The following is a 23,723-nucleotide window of genomic DNA, read 5'->3' on the forward strand; positions in this document are numbered from 1 at the left end:
GGCAATGAGCGGTACAGGCTGGACGTGTGATACAGACACGCTGACATGTACGCGCAGCGATGCGCTGGCAGCAGGTCAAAGCTACGATGCGATCACGTTGACGGTGAATGTCGCGGCAACTGCTGCAGCTTCGCTAACCAGCAGTGTAACGGTGGCTGGTGGTAATGATACGAACACCGGCAATAACACGGCAAGCGATCTGACAACGGTGGCGCTGGCTGCGGACTTGATTGTAGCCCAAAGCCAAAGCGGCGCCTTTGTACAAGTGCAGAAGGGAGCCACGTACACGATCACGGTTACCAACAATAAGGGAGCGGGAACGACGAGCGGTGCTGTGACCGTAACGGATATACTGCCGATGGGCTTAATAGCCACGGCGATGGACGGAATGGGCTGGACGTGTAATGCGGGCACCTTAACTTGTACACGCAGCGATGCGTTGGCGGCAGATCAGAGCTATCCGGCAATTACATTGACGGTAGACGTTGCATCGGATGCCCCAGCTACTTTGACAAACAAAGTAGAGGTATCTGGGGGTGGGGAGCTTAATGTTTCCAACAATATCGATACGGGTGTAAATAGCGTTTATCATCGTCCTGAGTTAATAGCATTAACTCTATCATCAGGTACGATCGCGTTAAGTTCGGCGTTTAGGCCAGAAACTTTCAATTATAATGCAAATGTTGGTAACTTGGTAGAATCTACGACCGTAACCGCTACGACATACGATGATAGTACTTCAAGACTTGAAATAACCTTGAATGGAAAGTCGTATGCATCAGGTGATTCGATTCCAATTCATGCAGGGCAGAATGAGATCTTATTGAAAGTCACATCGACGATAAACAATACAACGAGCCAAACATACACGATCAATGTAACACGAGCAAGCAGCAGCAACGCGGAATTAAGCGATTTGAGGCTATCAAGCGATAATGTTTCATCATTTATCTCAATATCGCCAATGTTTAGTCCAACTCAAGTGAATTATCAAGCGAGCGTGACGGACAGTGTGTATCAGGTATATGTTTATGCGACTCCGAATGATGCTTATAGCAGCATAACTGTGAGCGGAGCTACATACGGTGCTTCCTTAAGCGGTGGCATACCGGTAAGGCTGTCCCTAGACTCAGAAACTCTTATTACAATCGAGGTTACGGCGCAAGACAGGTCCAAAACAGAGACGTATACAATTAAGGTTCTAAGAGCGGCCATTATCGGGAGCGGAAACGGAAACGAAATTCGTGTTACTTTTAGTGATGCAATCCGCCCAGCAGGGATTAACCTAGAAAAATTCAAAGTTAATATTAACAATCAAACGGTCAGTGTCAGTCAGGCTGTGTATGATTACTCTGATAGATTAGGAAGAACAGTCGTTCTTAAGCTCGAACGGGAAATCCGTTACGGTGAATCTATTTCTCTTGAGATTGCAGATGGAGCTGTTAAGTACTTGAACAACACTGATAGCTCAAAAACCAGTGTACAGGTGACTAACAGCGTAATTCTATCTATGCAAATCCGACGTGAACTAGCTGCGTTGGATGCAGAGCATGACGGTATTGGTATTAATGAAATATTGAAGTGGATAAACAACAATAAGTATGATTTAACAGGCGATGGCAAGTTCGACTCAAAAGATGTGATGTTGCTGCTGCAGCAAATTGACCGAGTTAGACACTAATCATTGGTTTAGCTAGAAAATAAAAATCCCTTTTATGGCCCTGCAACGAGGATGAATCCTATAGGACAGACATAGATCAAGCTTGATCGTCTGTTTTAGGGGATAGTCTCAGCAGGGTCTCTTTGTACATTTGTGTTTATTAAATCGACTGTAATTAATGACATGATAAATTATCTGATTATTCAGAAAATTTATCAACGCTTATTGAAGCTTGCAACTTGGAAGCCTAATTCCCAATGAAAATGCTTATGGAGCTTCACTATTTCCACGCTCTGCAACAATGTTTAATCCGTGCAAAAAAGTCCAAACCCCATTTTTCCGCTATCAAAAAAGTGCGATTGCCGCTTGATGAACAATTGGTTAAGGTGAGGTCATAAACAGTCGTTATATCGAGGAGGCAGCACTATGAATTGGCAACAATTTGAAGATCCTTCAGCAGCATTCCGGCTCCAACCATTCTGGTTTTGGAATGGTGAAATGGAAGACGAGCAAATGAAAAGGCAAATCGAAGAGATGGCACATAAAGGAGTGGGAGGATTTTTTATTTGCCCGCGCCAAGGTTTGAAAATACCTTATTTATCGGAAGCCTGGTTTGAGAAAGTTCGTACGGCAGTCGAAATCGCCAAGCAGCATGAGCTGGAGGTTTGGCTGTATGATGAGTACCCGTATCCTAGCGGCATTGCCGGAGGAGAAGTCGTGTTGGAGCATCCGGAGGCCAAACACTATTCGTTAGTTCATAGGACGGAACGAGTGTCAGGGGGAACGAAGCTTACGTTGGAGCTTCCTTGGGCACGGATATTAAGTGCCAAGGCAGTACCGGTATCAGCATCGGGTAAGAAGCTTTGGGATCAGGCAATTGACGTGCGCCATACGATCGGGAATTATCAGGCGGACCCGATTTTCCAGAAATCCGGTCTTACTGCTTATAACCAGAAGCGCTTTTTTACGTATCGAACCATTTACACAATGATGTGGGATGTCCCGCCGGGCGAGTGGGAGGTCATTATATTCCTTGAAGAGGAGATTGAAGATTTTAAGTACTATGGAACCTTTGTTGATCCGTGTAACCATGAAGCTATGGAAACATTCATCCGTATGACCCATGACAAGTATGCCTATTATGTAGGAGAGTATTTTGGCAAGACGATTAAAGGGATGTTTACCGATGAAATCGGATTGTTGGGTGAGACGCCATGGTCGAAGCAGCTGCCTGATTATTTCAAGGAGCGGACCGGTCTCGATATGAAGGATAGTCTGGAGGCTCTCGTCTATCCCGACAGTCCGGATGCAGCCAAATTTCGCTATGAATATTATCAGTCCATCCATCTGCTTCTAAGGGAGAGTTACCATAAGCAAGTCTTTGATTGGTGTGAACGCTATGGGCTGCAGTATGTTACAGAGGTTCCGTCCGTAAGGATGACTACGCAGCTGCACAGCCATATGCCTGGAGGAGATTCAGCGCATGAGAAGCTTGGGAGGTCATTGGAATGGATTCTAAATAAATACACCGGGAAATTTCGAAATGGTCCGAAAATGGTTAGCTCCCTGGCGCGGCAGCTGGGACGTGAGCGCAACTTAATAGAGTGCTTTCACAGCGTAGGCTGGTCGATGACACTTCAGGATGCTAAATGGATGATTGATAATATGGCTGCGTTAGGGACTAACTTTTATAATTTCCATGCATTTTTTTATACAGTGGATGGTTTGGCGCAGCATGATGCGCCGCCATCACAATTTTTACAAAATCCTTATTGGGAGCATTTTCGTCAGCTCGGAGATTATACCGGCCGAATTAGCTGGTTCATGAGCCAAGGGAAAGCAGATATAAGAATCGCTGTGCTTGATCCGACTACAACGCTGTGGGCACATATGGGGAACCCATTTCAAAGCTTTAATATTGGTGCGGAGGGTGTGGATAAAGAGCGGCTGGAGCGGCTGAGGCAGGACTGGCGTGCGTTGGGCGTGCAATTGCTGCTGAATCGCAGAGATTTTGACCATCTAGATCCAGAGCTCTTAGCGGATGCGGATGTGTCAGATGGGACCATTAGTTTGGGCTATGCTAACTATGAAGTATTAATTATTCCACCTGTCACGAATCTGGAGGCGGGAGCTTGGCATAAGATCCAAGCATTCGCAAATAATGGCGGAATCGTTATAGCGCTGGGCCTTCTTCCGCATGATCAGATTGAGGATGAAAGTCCTACAGAGCAGGAAGCCGCAGCATTGTTCGGGGTTTCTGGGTCACCGCAAGAGAAATACTGGGGCCGCACAGAGGCAGCGCAGCTTTCGAATCAGGAATCGTGGACGAAAGGGGAGCATAATGCCTTCTTCATATCATGCGCGGGCAATCAACCGTTCACTCAGACGATGCAATCACTTCTCGCATTGTTGGATCATGTCTCTCCAGCAGCCGTTCGCCTGACTACGCAAGGAAAGGATCAGCCGTTTCTTATGCAGGTCCGTGAGTTGTCCAAGCACAGCGGAGCCGCGTTCATCACTAATCAGGAGGGAAGCTTCCAAGCAACAGAATTGCTCATTGATATGAATCAACTGGGATGGCTTGATACAGGAACAGTGGAGACTGCCGCGGACTTCGAATTCAGGCTGCTCGATTTGGAAACGGGCAAATCGCATCCGATTGCCGCTGAGCTTCATGATGGGGAGTGGAAGCTTTCATTGTCGTTCGAGCCATTTGAATCGCGTTTAGTAGAATGGACTGAAGCAGCAAATAGGCAGCCTACAGCTTCGAATAACCAGTTGCTTACATCTGCTGAACCAACCAAGCTATTAATTCCACTGGAAGGGCCATGGGAGGTAGAAGCTTTTGCCGACAATGAAATTCGATTCGATACATTTCGCTTAACAATGGGTACTGAGAGCGATAGCAATTCGTTGCCTGGCTATGTGGTGCAAGCCAAAACCTTTATCGATCAATGCGATGATTTGGCGAAGGAAAGGGAATTTCCCATCGCTTTCGGGTCCATGTTTGGTACGCCGCTCAAGCTGAGTATGGCATATCCAATCGCATGTTCTTACAGTGCAGTATTTCAAGTGGAACAAATGCCGCAGGCATGCCAGCTTTTTATGGACGAATCGGCGATTTCCGGTAACTGGACTCTGTTAATTAATGGCCATTCCATGACAAGGACGCAATTTACACATCATGAAATATACGATCATCAAAATATTGAATGTGATATTCTAGCTTATTTGCAGCAGGGGTTCAATGAGATTGTTGTGAACCTGCAGGTACAGCATGACTGGGATGGTATTGTCGATGCTCTATATATTAGAGGGCCGTTCGGAGTTGGCTTTGATCAAAACGGAAGCCCTTTAATGCTCGCTGCACCGTCAGAGATATCCGTATTGCCAGAAGCCTATTGCCCTGGATATCCGTATTATGCCGGCACGCTTGCTTATAAGCGGAAATTGGAATTCAGTGAAGTACCTTCCGGGACTGAGGTTGAGCTTAATATCGGCAGCTGGGAACAGCATGATACGGTTGAATTGTTTGTCAATGGGCAGAGCCTTGGGGTTCGGCCGTGGTCACCGTATACATGGAGCTGCCCTTCTTCGATATTGAGTCTCACTGGTAATGAGATAGAGCTTCGTGTAACCGGTACTTTAATCGGATTGCTGGAAGGTAAATATTTTAACTATAAGACGCATTCGCTCGAATCAGTGGCAAGCTTGCCCAAAAGCTCGTCCACAGGCTCGCCTCCGCGCTGAAATTGAATAAGGAGTTGGCTCTATGAATCAAATACACACAGAAAAGGTAGCACGGATTGCTGGACCATCTGCACAAACGAGATTATGGAAGGATTTCAAACGGGATAAATATTTATATTTGCTTGCGCTGCCCGGTTTGTTGTTTTTCCTGATTTTCAAATATGTACCGATGGCAGAAGTTGTTATTGCTTTCCAAAATTATTCGCCCATCGCGGGAATATGGAACAGTAAATGGGTTGGATTTATGCACTTTCAAAGGTTTTTTTCCAACCCGGACTTCATACTTCTGTTTCGGAACACAATGGGAATCAGCCTGTTGAATCTGGTTTTCTTTTTCCCGATGCCGATTCTTCTCTCCTTGATGCTTAACGAGGTGAAGAATGCCATTTATAAGCGGCTGATCCAGTCGGTTATTTACCTGCCGCATTTTTTATCATGGGTTATTATTGCAGGTCTGACGTTTCTGTTATTTGCAAAAGGAGAGGGCGTTGTCAATAAAGTGATAGAAGCCTTCGGCATGGAGCGCATTGGGTTCCTGACCAGTCCGAAGCTGTTTTGGATCATGGTGACAGTGCAATCGGCATGGAAGGAAGCAGGATGGGGCACCATCGTATTCTTGGCAGCTATGGCCGGCATTGATCCTCAACTGTATGAAGCAGCCAGAATGGATGGAGCGGGAAGGTTCCGCCAAATGTGGCACATCACGGTGCCTGCCATTCGCAGTGTTATTGTCATCTTGTTAATCCTGCGTCTGGGTCATATTATGGATGTCGGCTTCGAACAAATATTTCTGATGTATAATGGAGCGGTTTCCCAGGTTGCCGAAGTGTTCGATACGTATGTGTATCGGGTCGGTATACAGCAAGCGCAATTCAGCTATAGTACGGCTGTGGGGCTGTTTAAATCGGTTGTAGGCCTGGCATTGGTTGTACTGTCTAACAAGGTAGCAAAAAAATTCGGCGAAGAAGGCGTATTCTAAGGGGGTAATGGAATGAAGGAAAATATCGGAGACCGTATGATCAATGTCACGAATCTTATCTTGCTTGCCATTATTGCAGCCGTGGCCTTTTTCCCGCTATATTATGTAATTGTCGTTTCATTTACAGAGCCGTCTGAGTTTCTGCAAAAGCCGTTTGTGCTGTTTCCGCACGATTGGTCGATGGCTTCGTACAACTACATGCTGTCCTCCAAAGCGTTCATGCGCTCTCTTGGCAACAGCGGCTTTCTAGCAACCGTAGGTACGGCTTGCAGTCTTGTAGTTACCGCAGGACTGGCTTATGCATTGTCCCGGAAGCGTCTGAGAGGCCGTCGGTTGTTTATGTTTCTGATCACACTGACTATTTTATTCAGTCCCGGAATTATTCCGAATTATATGGTTGTCCGGCAGTTGAGCTTAATCAACAGCTTATGGTCCCTGATTATTCCGGCTTTGGCAAGCGGTTGGAACGTGATTCTGATGAAAAGCTTTTTTGACAGCATTCCAGTGGAGTTGGAGGAATCGGCAGCAATTGACGGGAGCAGCGATCTTTCAACCTGGTTTCGTATCATTCTGCCTTTGTCATTGCCTTCTATTGCCGCATTCGGACTTTTTTACGCGGTGGGCTATTGGAATCAGTATTTCACGGCGCTGCTCTATTTGAACGATGCGTCCAAATGGCCGATTCAAGTGCTGCTGCAAAATATGCTGCTGAGTGCCAACAACAGCGATTTGATGGTTTCCAGCACCGCTTCACAGGCTCCACCTTCAACCACGCTGCAAATGGCCGCAGTTATTGTGGCAACCGTACCGATTCTGCTCGTTTATCCGTTTCTGCAAAAGCATTTTGCCAAGGGAGGCATGGTCGGATCGGTTAAAGGATAATCTCATTAAAGGAGTTCACCGCACCACCGTTGAAGATAACAGGTACAACAATGTTTTTAGAAAGGTGCCCGTATGTCTCAAAATCCGAAATTGAATTGGCTGAAAGCAGGAATTAGGGGTCAAGGCTATAAGCGCAGCTTTTATCAAAAAATCTTGATGATGATTGTATTGATTGCTTGTATTCCTGGATTAATAACAGGAGTAGGCATCTATTGGCTTACTACCGGAAATATCGAAAGCGAGCTGCAAAGGCTGCACCAAAACCAAATCAAGCAGCGTGCTGAAAATGTCGATGATCAGCTTGCATTCTTGGAGCTAACTTTTTCCCATTGGTCCTTTGATCCTAAGTTTGACCAAAAGCTGAAGGATATTGATTTTGTATATAAATTTGAGCAGGTGCAGGAGTTATACCGTACGATGATCGTGATAGAGGGGTCGCATCCGCTTATTGAAAAGGCCGAGTTTTTTTTGAATAAACCAAGGCCCCTCATGATGAACAAGGAGAAGTATGTCTATTTAGAAAACAAGGAAGAAATCGAAACCTATAATTCTTACTTGAAGCAGAAAAAAACAATCTTTTGGACGAATGGCATTCCAAGCGTTGGAACAGAAAACGACAGCAAATCGAAGCTGATGCTCGTGACCAAGTTCCCTGGCGGGAGCTTGGAGCCGTTCGGAGTGCTAATTGCCTCCCTTGATGAGAGTAAATTAAGCAAGATGCTGAGAACACTTACCCCATACGATGAAGGTGCCTCCATTATGATGGCGGGCAATTGGGTTGTGACTGGAAACAGCAGACCTTCTGAGTTGGATGAAGCTTTGAGAATCGAGTACCAGAAGCGTGAGGGAAAAGAAAGCTCTTTTCTTTTTACCCATAATAAAACAACCTATTCGGTCTCCTCAGGCTCATTCACGCGTCTTGGCAACACGTGGACTTATTTGTCGGCGGCACCGCTTAATGCGATTACGTCTCCCGTGCGGTTTATATCCCAATTCATCATAATCATAAGCTTGGGCGGGCTCATATTAGCCTTCTTGTTCTCCTGGTTGGGGACTTACCGTTTATATACGCCGATCAAGCGGCTGCTTGAGTTGTTGTCAGGGGATAAAGAAAGCCCGTCCCGTCCTAGAAATAAAGATGAGTTTGATTTAATCGAAAACCATTGGTTAACGCTTGCCAGCGAAAGCCAGTCGCTCCGTAATATCCTTAACCAGCAAATGCCGCTAGTGAGGGAGGGGTACATGCTTCAGCTTGTCCAGGGCTACTTATTTTCCTATTCCGAACATGACATTCGCGAGCGTCTGCTTCATTTTGGAAAAGATACGGATGACAAATCCTTTGTTGCTATAATGCTGCAAATCAGAGGGCTTACCGAATTGGAAGGCCGCTTTTCTTCGGGAGATGAGGAGCTCGTTACCTTCGCAGTAGCCAATATAGTCGGGGAGCTTTCACAAAATCAGGGGCTGGAGTGCGAGATTGTGAACTTTCACGATTTGACGATAGGTGTTTGGCTGCTGCTGCCAACAGACGAATCTCCGAAACGGCTGCGTACCGAGCTTCATGATTATTGTCAGGAGCTCATTCAGGTCATTCATCGAACGCTGAAGGTACAGATCACAGCTTCAATTAGCAAACAGACGATGCAAATCAAGCAGATTCCTTATATGTTCGAAGAGGCGCGTCATGCGCTCAGCTATCGGGAGATGCTGGATGTCAGCCAGATTATTGATTTGGATAAGCTTAACAAATCCGATTCGCAGCGGAAATTCAGCTATCCGTTTACATTGGAGAAAGAAATCATTCATTCGATCCGGATGGGCTCTGAAGATGAGGCTGCCGCATTAATTGAGCAATTTTTAGCGGAAATATCGCAGGAAGGCTCCACCGAAATGATCGCCCGACAGGGGATGCTTCAGCTGCTCGGCAGTGTGTTGAACGCGATGGTGCAGTCGGGGATGAACCCGGTTCATATGTTCGAGGGAGCTAATTTATTCGACCATTTAAGTATGCAGAACGGACCGGATGAAATGCTCAAATGGTTCAAGCATAAAGTCGTGGGCACCTTCGTCCAAGAGTTGATCAGCAAGCAAGACTTTCATTTGAAGCAAATGGTGGAGCAGGTTATTCTCTATTTGAATGAACGGTATATGACTGATTTATCACTAGATTCTTGCGCTGAATATTTCGGGACGAGCCCTTATACGCTGAGCCGGGCTTTTAAACAAATATCAGGAATTAACTTTATAGACTATTTGACTAATATTCGTCTTGCTACGGCCAAACAGCTGCTTCGGGAGAGCGAGCTCAAAATTACGGAGGTTGCCGAAAGGGTAGGTTACCAGCAGAGCTATTTCAATCGCATTTTCAAAAAATACGAGGGTGTAACTCCAAGTCATTATAGAGAAATGATCCGGGAGCATTAAGCGGAAATTCGCTGTAAATGGGCTTTTTTACGCTCTCGACAGTGTTGCTTCAATTACTACTGGTTGTGCAATAAAGTCCAATCGCTCCAATTGGGTGTTTGCAAGAAAGTGCGATTGTCTGAAGATGCGAATTAGCATACGGTTAAGTTGCAACTAAGAAAGGCATTCAATTTTAGACATTACAAGGAGGAGTCACAGGATGATAAAGAAAAAGAAGATCGCGTTCAGCTTGGCGTCGGTCTTGATGTTAGGCGGTTTATTATCGGCATGTGGTGGAGGCTCGGATCAGGCGTCAAACGGAGGAACAGGAGCACAGGATGGTAAAGCGGAGGGGCCGCTTAATCTTAGCATTATGACCGTCTTATATTCTACAACTCCTGCCGCTGATGACAATCCAATTAAAAAGGCGATCGAAAAAGCAACCAACTCGAAGATGAATATTCAATGGGTGTCTGCGAACAGCTATCAGGACAAATTGAATGTAACCCTTGCTTCGGGTGATATTGCGGATTTAATCTATATTAATGATCCGTTCTCTTCCGTATTCCGTTCGATGGTGCAGCAGGGTGCTTTCTGGGATATTACGAATTACGTGAAGGACTACCCGAACCTATCCAGCAAGATCTCCAAAACAGCATGGGATTTGACAAAAATGGAGGATGGAAAGAACTACTCTATCCCACGTCCGCGACCATCGGAAGCTGACACTTTCTTTATTCTAAGGAAGGATTGGCTGGACGCAGTCGGCATGAAGCCTCCAACAACCACCGATGAATTGTATCAGGTATTGAAGGCGTTTGCAGAAAACGATCCGGATAAAAATGGCAAGAAGGATACCATTCCTTTTGCAGCTAACGTTGACCCTAACGATACGATTGCACCTATGGGTGCGCTTGCTCAGATTGAGAATTCATTTACTGGCGCTTATGGAAACTGGAAATTCATGGATGGCAAAATGGTGTTTACCGCATTTTTACCAGAGCAAAGACAAGCGATTGAATACATGACTAAGCTTGTCTCAGAGAAGCTGATTCCCGAGGACTTTGCGTCGATGAAGCTGACTCAGCTTAAAGAGTTGTTCAAGGCGGGTAAAGCAGGAATGATAGTGAATAAGGCAGGGACGTTGCATGATTACTATGCAGATGTGAAGAAAGTAACTCCTACATTTAAGGAAACCGACTTCTATCCGCTTACGTCCGTGAATAATTATAATCCGAAGGGACCGGGCTTCGCGGGTACTTTGGCTATCCCAAAAAGCGTTCCTGAAGCAAAAATGAAACGTATTTTGAAGCTGGTTGATACTTGGATGAATGAAGAAGTGTTCGATATCCAAACTTATGGAATGGAAGGTATCGATCATACTGTTAAAGACGGTGTGAAGGTTGTGGATTCAGCCAAGCTTGGCGAGCATAACGGCCCGGATTTCAACCAAATCGTATATGTTGCCGATCCTTATGCAAGCTCAACCAAGCTCTTCTTCACTAAGGAAGCGAATGAGCTGTTCAAAAAAGTTCAGGATGATCGGGCGAAGAACAGTGTAGCGGATATCAGTACCGGTCTGTATTCGCCGACAATGCAGCAGTTTTTACCGGAGTTTATGAAAAACCTGACAAATTTGAAAACCAAAATATTGCTTGGCGCTGCACCGATTTCGGCATGGGATGACTATATCAATAAGATGAAAACAGATCCGAATGTAGTCAAAATGAGCCAAGAGATGACCGATGCTTATAAAAAGCGGACGGGGAAGTAAGCAGCACTAAACTCCTAGCATCATAGAGCAGCATCTTTCAGCGCAATCTGGTTGAAGGATGCTGCTTTACTTTAATGGAGGGGAAATCTTATAAAGGAGCTGAACTGAATGAGAGAGCATCACAGCAGATCGATTGCCAACTTAGTCGAGGTTTTACAAAAAGACCCGAAGGTTCTCGCGCTTATAATCGCAGGCTCTATCGCCAAAGGAATCGAGAGGGAGGATTCAGATATTGATGTATATCTTGTCGTTACGGACGAGGAGTTTGCTGAAAGAGAGGCTCGAAATGATTTGTTCTACTTTAATAAAGAAGTATGCGACTACTCTGGAGGTTATATCGATGGCAAGGTTATTCCATACAGCTTCTTGGAAAAGGCGGTTATACGTGGAAGCGAACCGACTAGAGCTTCCTTTCTCGGGTCTTATGCGGCTTTTTCCAGAATAGAGGGGCTGGATGCACTACTTCAACAAATCCCTGTATATCCCGAGTCCAATCGTGAGAAGAACATGACTGACTTTTATGCGCAGGTGTCCTTGTATGGAAATTATTTTGCCAAAAAAGCGATCGAACAAAACAACCCTTATTTATTGAGCCATTCGGTCAGTAATATTGTTTTGTTCGCCGGAAGGATGATTCTTGCCTATAACAGAGTGCTGTTTCCGTGCCACAAATCCTTCATGCGAGTGGTGGAGAAGGCTGCTGATAAGCCGGATAATTTCGTTGCGTTAGCTAATGAACTTTTACAGCAGCCGACTTTGGAACGCATCACTGCTTTTGTTGAGCTTATAAGCGGGTATCAGGATTGGGGTGTATCCCGTCATCAAGCTGTCAGTATCTTTGTGACGAACAATGAATGGAATTGGTTGGAGACGGAGCCGCCGCTGCAGGACAGATAATTTTAAACGGCCGTACGGGAGGATTTACTCATTTAAAGTCGAATAGTTAGTTCATCCACAAAATGTACGCGTGTTCACAAAGAGATGAAAGGTGATAAGAATGTCTAACCCTATAAATCGTTTCCCTAATCCTGTACTTCCGGGAGACCATCCTGACCCTTCTGTGGTTCGGGTTGGCTCTGATTACTACGTCGTCACTTCTACGTTTCAGTACTTTCCTGGTGTGATGATACACCATTCATACGATTTGGTCCACTGGCAGCCGATCGGTCACGTCATTACCCGCCGCAGCCAGCTTGACCTGACCGGAGTACCCGACTCGCATGGCGTATTCGCTCCCGATATTTCTTATTATGATGGGAAGTTTTGGGTGGTTGTGCCATATTTTCATGGTCAGCCTCGTTGTACGAATGTGTTATATGTTGCTGACCGTCCGGAAGGTCCATACAGTGATGGCATTGTGCTGAATCATCATTTCATTGATCCATCGATCTTCAACGATGACGACGGCAGGCGCTACCTCGCTTTTGGCGGAGGTTGGCTACAAGAACTTGCCGGTGACGGCTCCCGACTGGTAGGTGAGCCGAAACAGGTGTGGTCTGGCACTGGGGGGAGCACGCCTGAGGCGCCTCATATTTTGAAGCACAGCGGCTGGTATTACTTGCTGTTGGCGGAGGGTGGCACGGCCTTCGGACATAAAGAAACGATAGCCCGCAGCCGTTCGGTGTGGGGGCCTTATGAACCGTGCCCGTTAAATCCGGTTTTAACTCAGCGGGATCCGAACAAACCGCTGCAAAAAGCCGGGCACGGCAAGCTGGTGGATGATCCGCATGGAAACTGGTGGATGCTCCACTTGGGCGGCCGCCCACTGACGCCGAACGGCAGTACGCCGCTGGGCCGTGAAACCTTCCTCGAGCCGGTCCACTGGACAGATGACGGCTGGCTGGAGGTAGGCGACAGTGGTGAACCGGCGGAGTGGATCGAGCTTCCCGCAGGAATGGAGCGGTTGCCTGGCCAGCACTCATACGCCGTGGAAGCCGTCAACGCCTTAGGTGAAACGGATCGGTTCACCGAGCCGCAGCTCTCCCCGGTCTGGGAATGGGTGCGGCATCCGCTGCAGGACAGCTTCAGGCTCATCGGGGAAGGGCTGGAAGTGGACTGCGTGCCTTACTCGCTGTACGTTCCAGGGGAGACGCTTCTGTTGACACGCCGCTGGGAGCATTTCGCCTTCGAAGCGGAGGTACGCCTCTCCTTCGAACCGCAAACGTTAGGCGAAGAAGCCGGATTGCTGCTGTACAGAGACATGGATGGAATGCTGCTGGTCAGCATCCGTAACGGAATAGGGCAAACGGCCGGACAAAAGCTCGATGTCAGCAGGCTGCATGAGAAGCAGGAGCATGACGGACTATATTTGCAAATAGATCGCTCGGAGAAGTGCTTCCGCAACCAGCTGTACCAGCAAAAGCTCGAGGTGACGGTTGGGACGGACATCTGGCTAAAGACAAGCCTGGATGCCATCAACAGGAGGTTTACGTTTACCTTCTCGACAGATGGCGTCAAGTATGAGCCGATTGACCTCACGGTGCAGGCGGACTTCCTGTATCCGGAAAATTTTGCGAGGTACAAGTGCTATACGGCGCCACGGGTTGGTCTGTTTGCTCTTGGGGTCATGTACCAGCCGCAAGGCAAAGCGTTATTCAAGCAATTTACATACCGGGGACAGACCGATTAAGTCGGGTGCCATCAAGACTGTACATTCCGGGAAAAGCAGGTAAGTGGGGGATACACTATGAAATTAATTCCGCAAAGCTTGAAGGTGTATAAACAAAAAAGTATTTTTGTGAAAATGTTGTTTCTGTTTAACATCTTCATTCTGGTCGCCATTCTTACATTCGGTTATGTTTCGTATACCCAATCCTCTTCCCTGCTCGTTGAAGAAGTCGTGAAATCGAATAATAAATATATCGAGCAGGCAAGGGATAATATCGATAAGACACTAACATCTATGGACAATTTATCCTTTCAGATATCTTTGCAATCCCAAGTCCGCAGAGCTCTTTATTTGTCGGAAACAACGTGGGATCTCGATCAATTGCTGTTTCTCGATATTATAAAGTATCTAAAAAGCGTACAACTATCCAACACTCTTATTTCCGATATTTGGATCCAGTTCTACCGGTATCCTATCGTTGTGAATCATGAATCCAAGTACAACAACGATTACTATTATCAAAATATTTACAAGACGGAGCCAAAAGCCAATTGGCATGATAGTAGTCAAAGTCATTACGGATTTACTCCAATTGGCAGATTTAATACATCTTCGTACGGTGTAAGCTCATCTGCCGTTACATTTGCGCGGACGGTTCCGCTAAGCGAAGTAAAACCGATGGGAGTTTTATATCTTAATATAAAAACCGATGATTTCTCCAACATGGTTCAAAGGGTCATCGATCCTTACCCAGCCTTCATTTATACAGTGGACGCCAAGGGAGAGGTGCTTTTTAACAGCAAAGTACGCAGCGACCAAGATGAGCTCATCAACTCCGTCAAAGAGACTATTACTGAGAAAGTGAAGAGGATAGAAGCTCAAGAGGGGTATTTGAAAGAAATGATAGACGGTAGATCCTACCAAATTGTGTTCACTTCATCCAATGTAAACAACTGGAAGTATATTAGCGTAGTTCCAACGGCCTTTATCACGGAAAAAGCAAGCAAAATCCGGGAATTCACGTTTGTGGTAGCGATGATTTGTCTCGCGGGCGGGTTGATTATGTCCTATTTTTTAACGAACCGGATTTACCGTCCGATCAATAAAATTGTAGGCTATATCAGCTTACTTGGGCGCAAGCATTCGGACGGACAAGATCATTTGAAAGAAGATGAACTGGGATTTATCGATCGCATTATTAATTATGTTTATTACGAGAACCAAAGCTTAAGGGATTCTTTTGAAAAAAATCTTCCTGCTCTTCGGCAAAAGTTTCTCTATGATCTCATTGAGGGCAGAGTCTCGTCAGCTAACATGCAAGAGCTTACTGAAGAAATCCAAATGGAATTCAACTACGATTCGTTCCAAATTATTGTGTTTGAAACCGTCGATTTTTCTTTGGAGGATAAGATAAGCCCGCGTTACCATGATATTTTGGAAATCATTGACGGGATGGTTGCTGAAGCGGACAACGCTCATGTGGTTGTGAAATCAATACGCAAGCGAAATGACAAAGTTATAACCTTATTGAACTTGAGTCACCACAGTCCGAAGCCTGAAATAATTTATGATTTTATCCAAAAAGTTACGTCCTATTTCGAGCGGGAGCATTCCCGGACATTTACAGTGGGCATAGGTAACATTTATAGATCGGCAGAGGAAGTGCCATTATCTTATGTTGAAGCATTATCGGCATTACAGTATAAGATTGTCAAGGGAGAAGGCAGCGTTATCTTTGTTGACGAAGTTGGCAAAATGTCCGAGCGCTCTTTGATTTACTCGATTGAAACAGAGAAGCATATTATCAATTGTGTAAAAACTGGAAATATGACAGCTTTGCAACATCACTTATTAGCATTATGGGGCGAAAATTTGAAAGAAGGCGATTTCACGCCGGAAATTATTACCAACTTGTTCCAAGCTCTTGTAGGCACTGCTATTCGGACCATTTATGAAGTCCAGTCCACTGCTGAGGAAATATTCGGGGATTCATTCGACCTGTACAAAGAAGTAAACCTCCATTCCCGCTTGCAGGATAAGAAGCAGTTCATTGAAAGGATATTCCGGAACATCAGTGAATGGATTCAACAAAAACAGCAAGGACAGCACACCAAACTGTTTAACCAAATCAAAGAGTATGTGGAAAATAATTACCATATTGACTTATCACTTACTATTTTGGGTGAAAACATCGGCCTGTCGCCTTCCTATTTGAGCAGTATTTTTAAAGAAATAACGGGAATGAATTTCGTTGATTATATTAATACAAGACGGGTAGAGCAAGCGAAACTCATGCTGCGGCAAACGAATGAAACGGTGGTCGAAATTTCGGATAAGGTTGGATTCACCAATTCCAATACGTTTATTCGTGTATTCAAACGGCATGAAGGGATCACACCGGGACAATTCAGGCAAATGCAAATGAAAGAAGACAGCTAGAGGAGTCTGTTCGACGATTAGAGATCCTCGTGAATAATTATTCATGTGGTGTATGTGAAACCTCCGTCTGGTGGCGCCTGCCGGGCGGTTTTTTGTGTTGGACAAGCCTTATCGAAAGAAAAGCCGATCCATCCAAAGAATTCAAGCTCGCAAAACTCGAAAAAAGATGATACTTCAAAAGAATGCTCGATATACGAAACAGATGTAAACGGATACATTAAGAAGGCGGGTTATCGACGCACTACCAAAACATGAAAGGAGAGTCAGATCCATTGTCTAAGGATACTGTGTTAGCCGCAAAGCCATCGACCGTCATGGGGGTTCAGAAATCAACAAGCAGACGGAATGCTTTGAAAAAAGCAATGCCGTACTATCTTATGTTTTTACTTCCGCTGCTTTATTATCTTATTTTCAGATATGTTCCTGTGATTATGGCCGTTGTCATTTCTTTGACGGATTACAATATTTACAAGGGAATTCTTGCGAGTGAATGGGCCGGGTTCAAGCATTTTATCGATTTCTTCAATTCGGTTTATTTTGGCAGATTGCTCCGGAACACACTGATGATTAATTTGTTGAATCTGGTTTTTGTATTTCCAGCACCGATCATCTTTGCACTCTTATTAAATGAAGTCCGCAATACGGTTATTAAACGTACGGTTCAGACTGTGAGCTATTTGCCCCACTTCGTATCGACCGTTATTGTGGCAAGTATGGCCGTAACCTTTCTTTCCCCGAGCATTGGGTTAATTAACAATGTTTTAGTGAAGTTCGGGATGGAACGCACGAATTTCTTGCTCGACCCGAACTATTTCTGGGGGATTTACACCTTCCTGGATCTGTGGAAAACAATCGGATGGTCGGCGATTCTGTATTTTGCCACTTTAACCGGCATTAATACGGAACTGTACGAAGCGGCCAGAGTTGACGGCGCAAACCGGTGGAAGCAAACCTGGCACATTACACTTCCCGGTATCGCCCCTACTATTATTATCCTGCTGTTGCTGAAAATCGGCGACATGCTTGAGGTCGGCTATGAACTGATAGTGCTCTTGTACAATCCGAACACCTATCTAACTGCAGATGTAATAGGAACTTATGTATACCGCAGAGGAATATTGGATGCTAATTACAGCTTTGCTTCCGCTGTCGGACTGTTTCAATCGGTAATGGGGCTCGTTCTGATCATAATAGCCAATAAACTAGCCAGAAAATACTCGGAAACGAGTCTTTGGTAGAAGGAGGTAAAGTACATGGCTTTCCAGCGCATGACGCTAGGAGGACTGGCGTTCGCAGTTATCAACACAATAGTTTTGGGCTTAGTCATGGTCATGACGTTGTACCCGTTTCTGTATGTCGTGTCCGCCTCATTGAGCGACCAGCTCTTTATCCAGCAAGGGAGAGTCGGGATCATCCCGATGGGCTTCCAATTGGAAGCCTACAGAAGGGTGCTTGAGTTTCCTATGCTTGGACGGTCATATTTGAATACCGTGATCTATACAGCGCTTGGTACAGCAATAAGCTTGGTATTAACCGTATTTGCAGCTTATCCATTGTCGAGAAGGGATTTGCCCGGACGTAAGCTCATGACCGGTATTGTGCTGCTTCCGATGCTATTTGGTGGAGGACTGATACCTACCTTTCTCGTAGTTAATGCCCTCGGCATGAGAGATTCGATATGGGCTATCGTCATTCCAGCGGCTATTACTTCCTTTTATGTATTTATCCAAAGGACCTTTTTTGAGCAAATTCCTCTGGAGGTGGAAGATGCCGCCAAAATTGACGGCTGTTCCATGGTTCAAACCTTAATCAAAATTATTTTGCCGCTGTCAGTTCCGTCTTTGGTGACGATTGGGTTATTTTATGCCGTTAATCAATGGAACAGCTTTTTCCCGGCGATGATTTATTTGAATGATGAGAATTTGTTTCCGGTGCAAATATTGCTGCGGGCTATCGTCATACAGAACCAGACCGATCAAGTTATGGTGGATGTGTTTGACGACAAAAACCTGATAAGCGAATCGATCAAGTATGCGACTCTGGTCGTAGCAACGCTGCCGATTCTCATGGTTTACCCCTTCATTCAGAAATATTTCGTCCAAGGGTCGATGATGGGGTCTATTAAAGGCTAAGAGCTTCGTGAAATTCCAGGGAAATCCAGGGAAAACAATCCCTTGATTGAATAAACCAAATAAAAAAGGAGGCGTCAACACGGTGAAATCACAATGGATGAAAGGTATGACAGGAGCAATAATAGTATCGGTTGCCTTAACCGGGTGCCAATCAGGCGGGAAAGAGCAGGCTGCAGGAACTCCTGAGGCAAAGGCCGGTGAACAGGGGAACAAGCAAGTGAGTGCCGATGGCAAGGTACTGGATAAGCAGATCGAGGTCAGCGTCTTTATGAGGCCGAGGCCCGAATCGGTTGAGTCCAATGAATTGCTTTGGATGAAGCCAATTTCTGAAAAAACAAATGTTAATTTCAAATGGCTGAAGGCACCCACCGACACTAACGATTACATTGAAAAGTTTAATTTGACGCTCGCGGGCGGAAGTCTGCCGGATCTTATGGAAGCTACGCCGGATTTACTGAATAAAGGCGGGGAGAACGGAGTATTTGAACCGTTGAACAAGCTGATCGACCAATACATGCCTAATTTCAAAAAAATAGTAGAGCAAAATCCTGCCATCTTGAAAGATATCAAATCGGATGATGGAAACATTTACTTTTTCCCGCAAATTTCAGCTGTCAAAACGATTAACCTGCAAATTTACCGTCAGGACTGGTTGGAGAAGCTCGGCTTGAAGGAGCCGAAGACAACTGAAGAGATTTATCAGGTGTTAAAAGCTTTTAAAGAAAAGGATCCGAACGGCAACGGCAAAAACGATGAAATTCCGTTCACCACACGAAACAAAATCAAAGGATTATTGCCGTTTGTCGAGCCGTTTGGCGTTTCGTTCGAAGAGGACTTTTATGTGGAGAACGGTCAGGTTAAATACACCTATACCGATCCAAGGTTAAAGGATGCACTTGCTTTTACAGCCAAGCTTTATAGCGAAGGTCTGATTGATAAAGAATATATAACGAATGATCAAAAGATATGGGAATCGAGATTTACGAATGAAGTATCCGGCGCCACCTTCGACTCGTTCCCGCGCGTTGATTATCTCGAGAAGCTGGTTGCTAAAGCCAATCCTAAGGTGAATATGACCGGATTAACACCACCGCAGGGGCCAACGGGCATTGCTCCCTACACCAAAAGCCAGCAGACCCTGATCAAGAACGGCTTTGGCATCAGCTCGAAATCGAAATTTAAGGTGGAGCTTGCTAAAGTGCATGATTGGTTCTACAGTCCGGAAGGGCAGCTTGCAATGAACTTCGGCAAGCTTGGCGAAACGTATACGATGGAAAATAACGAGCCCAAATATACGGACCTTGTCATGAAAGACAAGAACAACTCCCCATTAATCAAAATGTATGAGTTGGGACACCGCGAGTTTGCTTACGCTTGGGACATCCGCTACGAAAACGCGATGGTTCCGCCTAAATTAGCCAAAATCCGCGATTCCGTCACACCGTTTATTAAAGATAAATATCCGGTTACTCTTTCGTTCAAGCAGCCGGAGCGTGATGTTTTGAACTCCAAATTTACGGAGATTTCAACTTATAAGGACGAAATGATCAACAAGTTCATTATGGGCTCTGAGCCGCTTAGCAAGTTCGACGATTATGTGAAGCAAATTGATAAAATGAACATAGATGCTGTATTGAAAATTCAACAAGCTTCTTACGACAGATATTTAAAAAGATAATAAGAATGATGCACTGCATCAACACAAAAGGCTATCTTATATGCGGCTGCTACAGCCGCAAATGAGATAGCCTTGTTGTACTTAGCGCTCCTAGCCAAGCTAGGCACAACTAATTGATCAAAGTTCAATTGGGGTAAGAGTCAAACCGCCTCGCATCTTACATTAATTGTTTGAAAAGGGAATTTCTGCCGAACGTGCTCGTTTTTTAGAGCTAAGAACCTTTTGAATAGACTAGTATACGGTATAGTTGCCCTTGTACAAGTTAGAAGAACCATCTGATCTCGTGTTGCCTTTAACTTTAGCCGAGCCGCCTACGGCATTAACGATATATCCGACTCCGTCCAGATTGACGTTATTGTCTCTAAAGTCATTGTTGGTACCGGTTGGGTAGCTTGAACCATGGGTGCGATTCTGGAATGCATCGACCACATTGCTGTTGCCGTTACGGCTGCCGGTATTATTGTAAATTTTGGAGTTAACGCCTTTCACATCAATAAAGCTGTCCGCCGAGTTAGCACCGCTTATTCCCGTCCCGTTGAAGGAGCAATATTCCACCAGCGTTCCGTCTGCACCTTCTTTAATATCGATGTGCTCAGCTGTAATACCGGGCCCGAAAGTTGTATAACGAATTACGTTGCCTACCACCGTATGCTCATAAGCAGCGCTCTCATCTGATCCTACGTAAGCACCTTCGCCGTAACCGGCTTGATATTTTCCAGTATCATGAATGTTGGAGCTATCCAGTGTATTGTAGGAGCTTCCATCGCGGAAATGAACGCCTTCGTCACCGATATTGTAGATTTCCGCTTTGTAGATCAAGTTGTTATTCCCGTTGTCTATCATAATGCCCTTCTGTGCTCTTGTAACTTTAATGTCGCGAATTTCCCAGTAATCTCCGGTTAAATGAATGCCGTAAGACCCGTCATTTGTAGCGGGACCTTGCAATACCGGAGGATTGGCAGGATCACAGCCTTTAATCACGATGTGATTGCTGGAAGTGCCGCTTGCGCCGGAATAGAAGACTCCAGTTGGAACACCGCTTCCATCCACCTTAGGGTCGCCGCTTGTAGCCCGGACACCTGAATAAGTTCCAGGTGCTATCTTAATTATCGTTCCAGCGATTGCATTTTTCATCGCATCCTGAATGGCCGAAGCAGAGCTCAAAGCGTCCGTACATCCGGTCGTACCGCCAGATTGTGTGGTTGCGCTCGCGGTGTTGCTCGCTGCAGATTGGTTGCCTGCCGCATCTTTGGCTTTCACATAATAGCTGTAAGTGGTGGACGCACTCAAACCGGTATCGCTAGTGGAAGCTGCTGTTACCGATTTCAAGAAGCTGCCTCCGCGGTATACATCATATCCTGTTACTCCAACATTGTCTGTAGAAGCAGTCCAGCTCAAATTGATTTGGCTGCTTGAAGCTGCCGAAGCTCCCAGATTAGTTGGTACTGTCGGTGCTGTTGTATCTCCACCTCCCGTACCGGAGACAACAACCAGCTGCGGTTTATTGGAGGCATTCTCATTGCTATAGATTTCAGTATACTTTCCGGCGGTTTCCGATAAAACGAAGGAAGCAATACCGTCGCCGCTCGCTTGGGCTTGAACGTAGGCCGTTACATCAATTTCAACATATTGGAAGGCTGCTGTTAGGGGTGCGCTGTTGATAGCGCTGCCTGTTGCCGGCTTGGTGTTCCATGTGATTGCGCCTTGTGTCCAGCTGTCTGTCGTTTGAGAAGCAGTTAAGGTCGATGCTGCAGATGCTTTGGCAAATAATCGGAGCTTCGCGCTGGTTACACCCGAAAGACCGCTCAAACTGAATTTAAGAAACGCGAGCCGATCTGTTCCGCTTGAGCTTTTTACGAACATCGAAGTATCAGTACCGAAGTTTGTAGTTGCATTGCTTTGATACACATAGGAATCATCGGTAGGATTTAATGTGGAGGTGGCGCCAAATACTACACCCACATTCAGTATGGATACGAATAAAAGAATACTCATTAGCCAACCAGTTAATTGGATAGACCTATTCATGGCTTCAGCTCCTTAATAATGGACTTCCTGACGGGATTAACCGATTAATTCGTAACGACCAGCTGTGGCTTGTTGGACGCATTCTTACTAGTGTTGAGCGTGGAGCTTCCAGCCATTTACTAAAATCAAACATTCTAAGTCCTCCTTTAAATATTGGTTTCTTTCAAGTTCAGCATGGCTGAAGCAGGATGCAGGTAGGGCTTCACCGCCTTTCTTTCTATTAACATAATATGGGAATAGAGGAATCACCATACATCAAGCATATCAAAATGTAAGCGCTGCATATTTCAATTCATTGCTTGAAAATGATATTTTATTGTTGTTTTTTTGCTATAATATATAAAAACGCTTTCATTCTGGATTTCACCTTTTTGGAGGGATCGCATGAAGCTTAGCACGAACGTGAACTTAATTAAGGAGCCTTTTCACCTAAACTATCTCAAAACTAGCAATCAACACAGCTGGGAGGTCTTTCATGCCCACCAAAGCATGGAGTTTCTGTACGTGTATGAAGGCGAAGGCACTGCCTACATCCATGGTTACAAGTTTCCGATCGTGCCGGGAACGCTTCTGCTGTTCCAGCCCTTTCAGCTGCATCGTCTGGAGGTTAGTCAGCTTTTTATTCGGACCGTGTTTATGTTCGATCCTTTTCCGGTGGATTCGGTACTCGTTGCCTTTCCATCCCTTCACAAGTTTTTTACCATCCTATGGAAATCCGCGCTATCTCACCCGGTTTTGTATTTGTCACCCGCCCACAATGAGTTCCTAATTCTGTATGAAATGTTGAATCAAAGGTTGAAAAATGTCTCCACTGCCAAATGGAATGAGGAGTTTCTTTTGTTCGTTATTTCCATTCTGCAGCATCTTCGCCATTACGAGAAAAAGCTGGCCCCCATGAAGAAATCAGCTCTCGAGCCGAAATCCTCCTTAACGATCAAGCTTATTATAGAGTGGGTGGACGCGAATTTTAGAGATAAATTTATGCTGGAAAAGCTGTCGGAGGAGCTTCACTTGTCTACCTTTTATTTATCCCATACATTCAGCGAAAAGACCGGCAGCAGCTTGACGAAGTTTATAAGCTCCCGCAGACTGAGGGAGGCATGCCTTCTGCTGGAGACTACGTCCAAAAGCGTAAGCGTGATTGCAAGCGAGGCTGGATTCCAGAATGCATCTTATTTCTGCAGAGTATTTAAAGGAGCCTTGGGGGTAACCCCCAAGAGGTATCGAACCGAGGTATTGGGTGAAACGAAGCTGTGAGGAGAAGGTCGTTATTTCATTAAATTGTGATTTCAATAAAAATAGCTATCTTATATACGGGTCAATGCGACCGTGAATAAGATAGCTATTTATTTTGCTTATCTGGAGTTGGACATGAGTCAGCTGGTTGCTT

14 protein-coding genes are annotated in these 23,723 nt (G+C 45.4%); 13 read left to right on the plus strand and 1 reads right to left on the minus strand.

Translation table 11 applies throughout. From position 1 onward, the window contains the following. From ACFQ0C_RS05120 to ACFQ0C_RS05175, 12 genes are all read left to right on the plus strand, one after another. On the plus strand, window positions 1-1,681 hold a 1,681-nt coding region (locus tag ACFQ0C_RS05120), incomplete at its 5' end, for a cadherin-like beta sandwich domain-containing protein (RefSeq protein WP_379364580.1). Window positions 1,682-2,086: 405 nt separating this feature from the next. Next, the gene (locus ACFQ0C_RS05125; RefSeq protein WP_379364582.1) at window positions 2,087-5,410 is read left to right on the plus strand and encodes a glycosyl hydrolase; all 3,324 of its coding nucleotides are present in this window, start codon (window positions 2,087-2,089) and stop codon (window positions 5,408-5,410) included. A 22-nt stretch (window positions 5,411-5,432) separates the two neighbouring features. Next, window positions 5,433-6,389, plus strand: a complete 957-nt coding sequence (locus ACFQ0C_RS05130) for an ABC transporter permease (protein ID WP_379364585.1) — start codon at window positions 5,433-5,435, stop codon at window positions 6,387-6,389. Window positions 6,390-6,401: 12 nt separating this feature from the next. Beyond that, window positions 6,402-7,271: a carbohydrate ABC transporter permease gene (locus ACFQ0C_RS05135; RefSeq protein WP_379364587.1), complete on the plus strand. Its 870-nt coding sequence runs from the start codon at window positions 6,402-6,404 to the stop codon at window positions 7,269-7,271. Between the two features lie 72 nt (window positions 7,272-7,343). Further along, window positions 7,344-9,695, plus strand: coding sequence for a helix-turn-helix domain-containing protein (locus ACFQ0C_RS05140; RefSeq protein ID WP_379364589.1), 2,352 nt, complete (start codon window positions 7,344-7,346; stop codon window positions 9,693-9,695). A gap of 199 nt (window positions 9,696-9,894) precedes the next feature. Beyond that, the gene (locus tag ACFQ0C_RS05145) at window positions 9,895-11,448 is read left to right on the plus strand and encodes a type 2 periplasmic-binding domain-containing protein (protein WP_379364591.1); all 1,554 of its coding nucleotides are present in this window, start codon (window positions 9,895-9,897) and stop codon (window positions 11,446-11,448) included. A gap of 108 nt (window positions 11,449-11,556) precedes the next feature. Beyond that, entirely contained in the window at window positions 11,557-12,345 is a 789-nt protein-coding gene (locus ACFQ0C_RS05150; RefSeq protein WP_379364593.1) for a nucleotidyltransferase domain-containing protein, read from the plus strand. 100 nt (window positions 12,346-12,445) lie between these two features. Beyond that, entirely contained in the window at window positions 12,446-14,077 is a 1,632-nt protein-coding gene (locus tag ACFQ0C_RS05155; RefSeq protein ID WP_379364595.1) for a glycoside hydrolase family 43 protein, read from the plus strand. 57 nt (window positions 14,078-14,134) lie between these two features. Next, complete coding sequence (locus tag ACFQ0C_RS05160) at window positions 14,135-16,495, plus strand: helix-turn-helix domain-containing protein (RefSeq protein WP_379364597.1); 2,361 nt, start codon at window positions 14,135-14,137, stop codon at window positions 16,493-16,495. Between the two features lie 314 nt (window positions 16,496-16,809). After that, on the plus strand, window positions 16,810-17,733 hold the full coding sequence (locus ACFQ0C_RS05165; RefSeq protein ID WP_379364973.1) for an ABC transporter permease: 924 nt from the start codon (window positions 16,810-16,812) through the stop codon (window positions 17,731-17,733). A 15-nt stretch (window positions 17,734-17,748) separates the two neighbouring features. Further along, window positions 17,749-18,627 (plus strand): carbohydrate ABC transporter permease, encoded by an 879-nt coding sequence (locus ACFQ0C_RS05170; RefSeq protein ID WP_379364599.1) that lies wholly within the window; start codon window positions 17,749-17,751, stop codon window positions 18,625-18,627. 82 nt (window positions 18,628-18,709) lie between these two features. After that, on the plus strand, window positions 18,710-20,305 hold the full coding sequence (locus ACFQ0C_RS05175; RefSeq protein WP_379364601.1) for an extracellular solute-binding protein: 1,596 nt from the start codon (window positions 18,710-18,712) through the stop codon (window positions 20,303-20,305). Window positions 20,306-20,536: 231 nt separating this feature from the next. Here ACFQ0C_RS05175 and ACFQ0C_RS05180 read toward each other — a convergent pair whose 3' ends face one another. Then, entirely contained in the window at window positions 20,537-22,333 is a 1,797-nt protein-coding gene (locus ACFQ0C_RS05180) for a CBM96 family carbohydrate-binding protein (protein ID WP_379364603.1), read from the minus strand. Between the two features lie 384 nt (window positions 22,334-22,717). On the opposite strand from ACFQ0C_RS05180, the gene ACFQ0C_RS05185 reads away from it, so the two are divergent. After that, complete coding sequence (locus tag ACFQ0C_RS05185; RefSeq protein ID WP_379364605.1) at window positions 22,718-23,590, plus strand: helix-turn-helix transcriptional regulator; 873 nt, start codon at window positions 22,718-22,720, stop codon at window positions 23,588-23,590. Window positions 23,591-23,723 lie beyond the last annotated feature (133 nt).

It is taken from the genome of Paenibacillus sp. GCM10027630 (assembly GCF_042676305.1).
GTDB lineage: Bacteria > Bacillota > Bacilli > Paenibacillales > NBRC-103111 > Paenibacillus_S.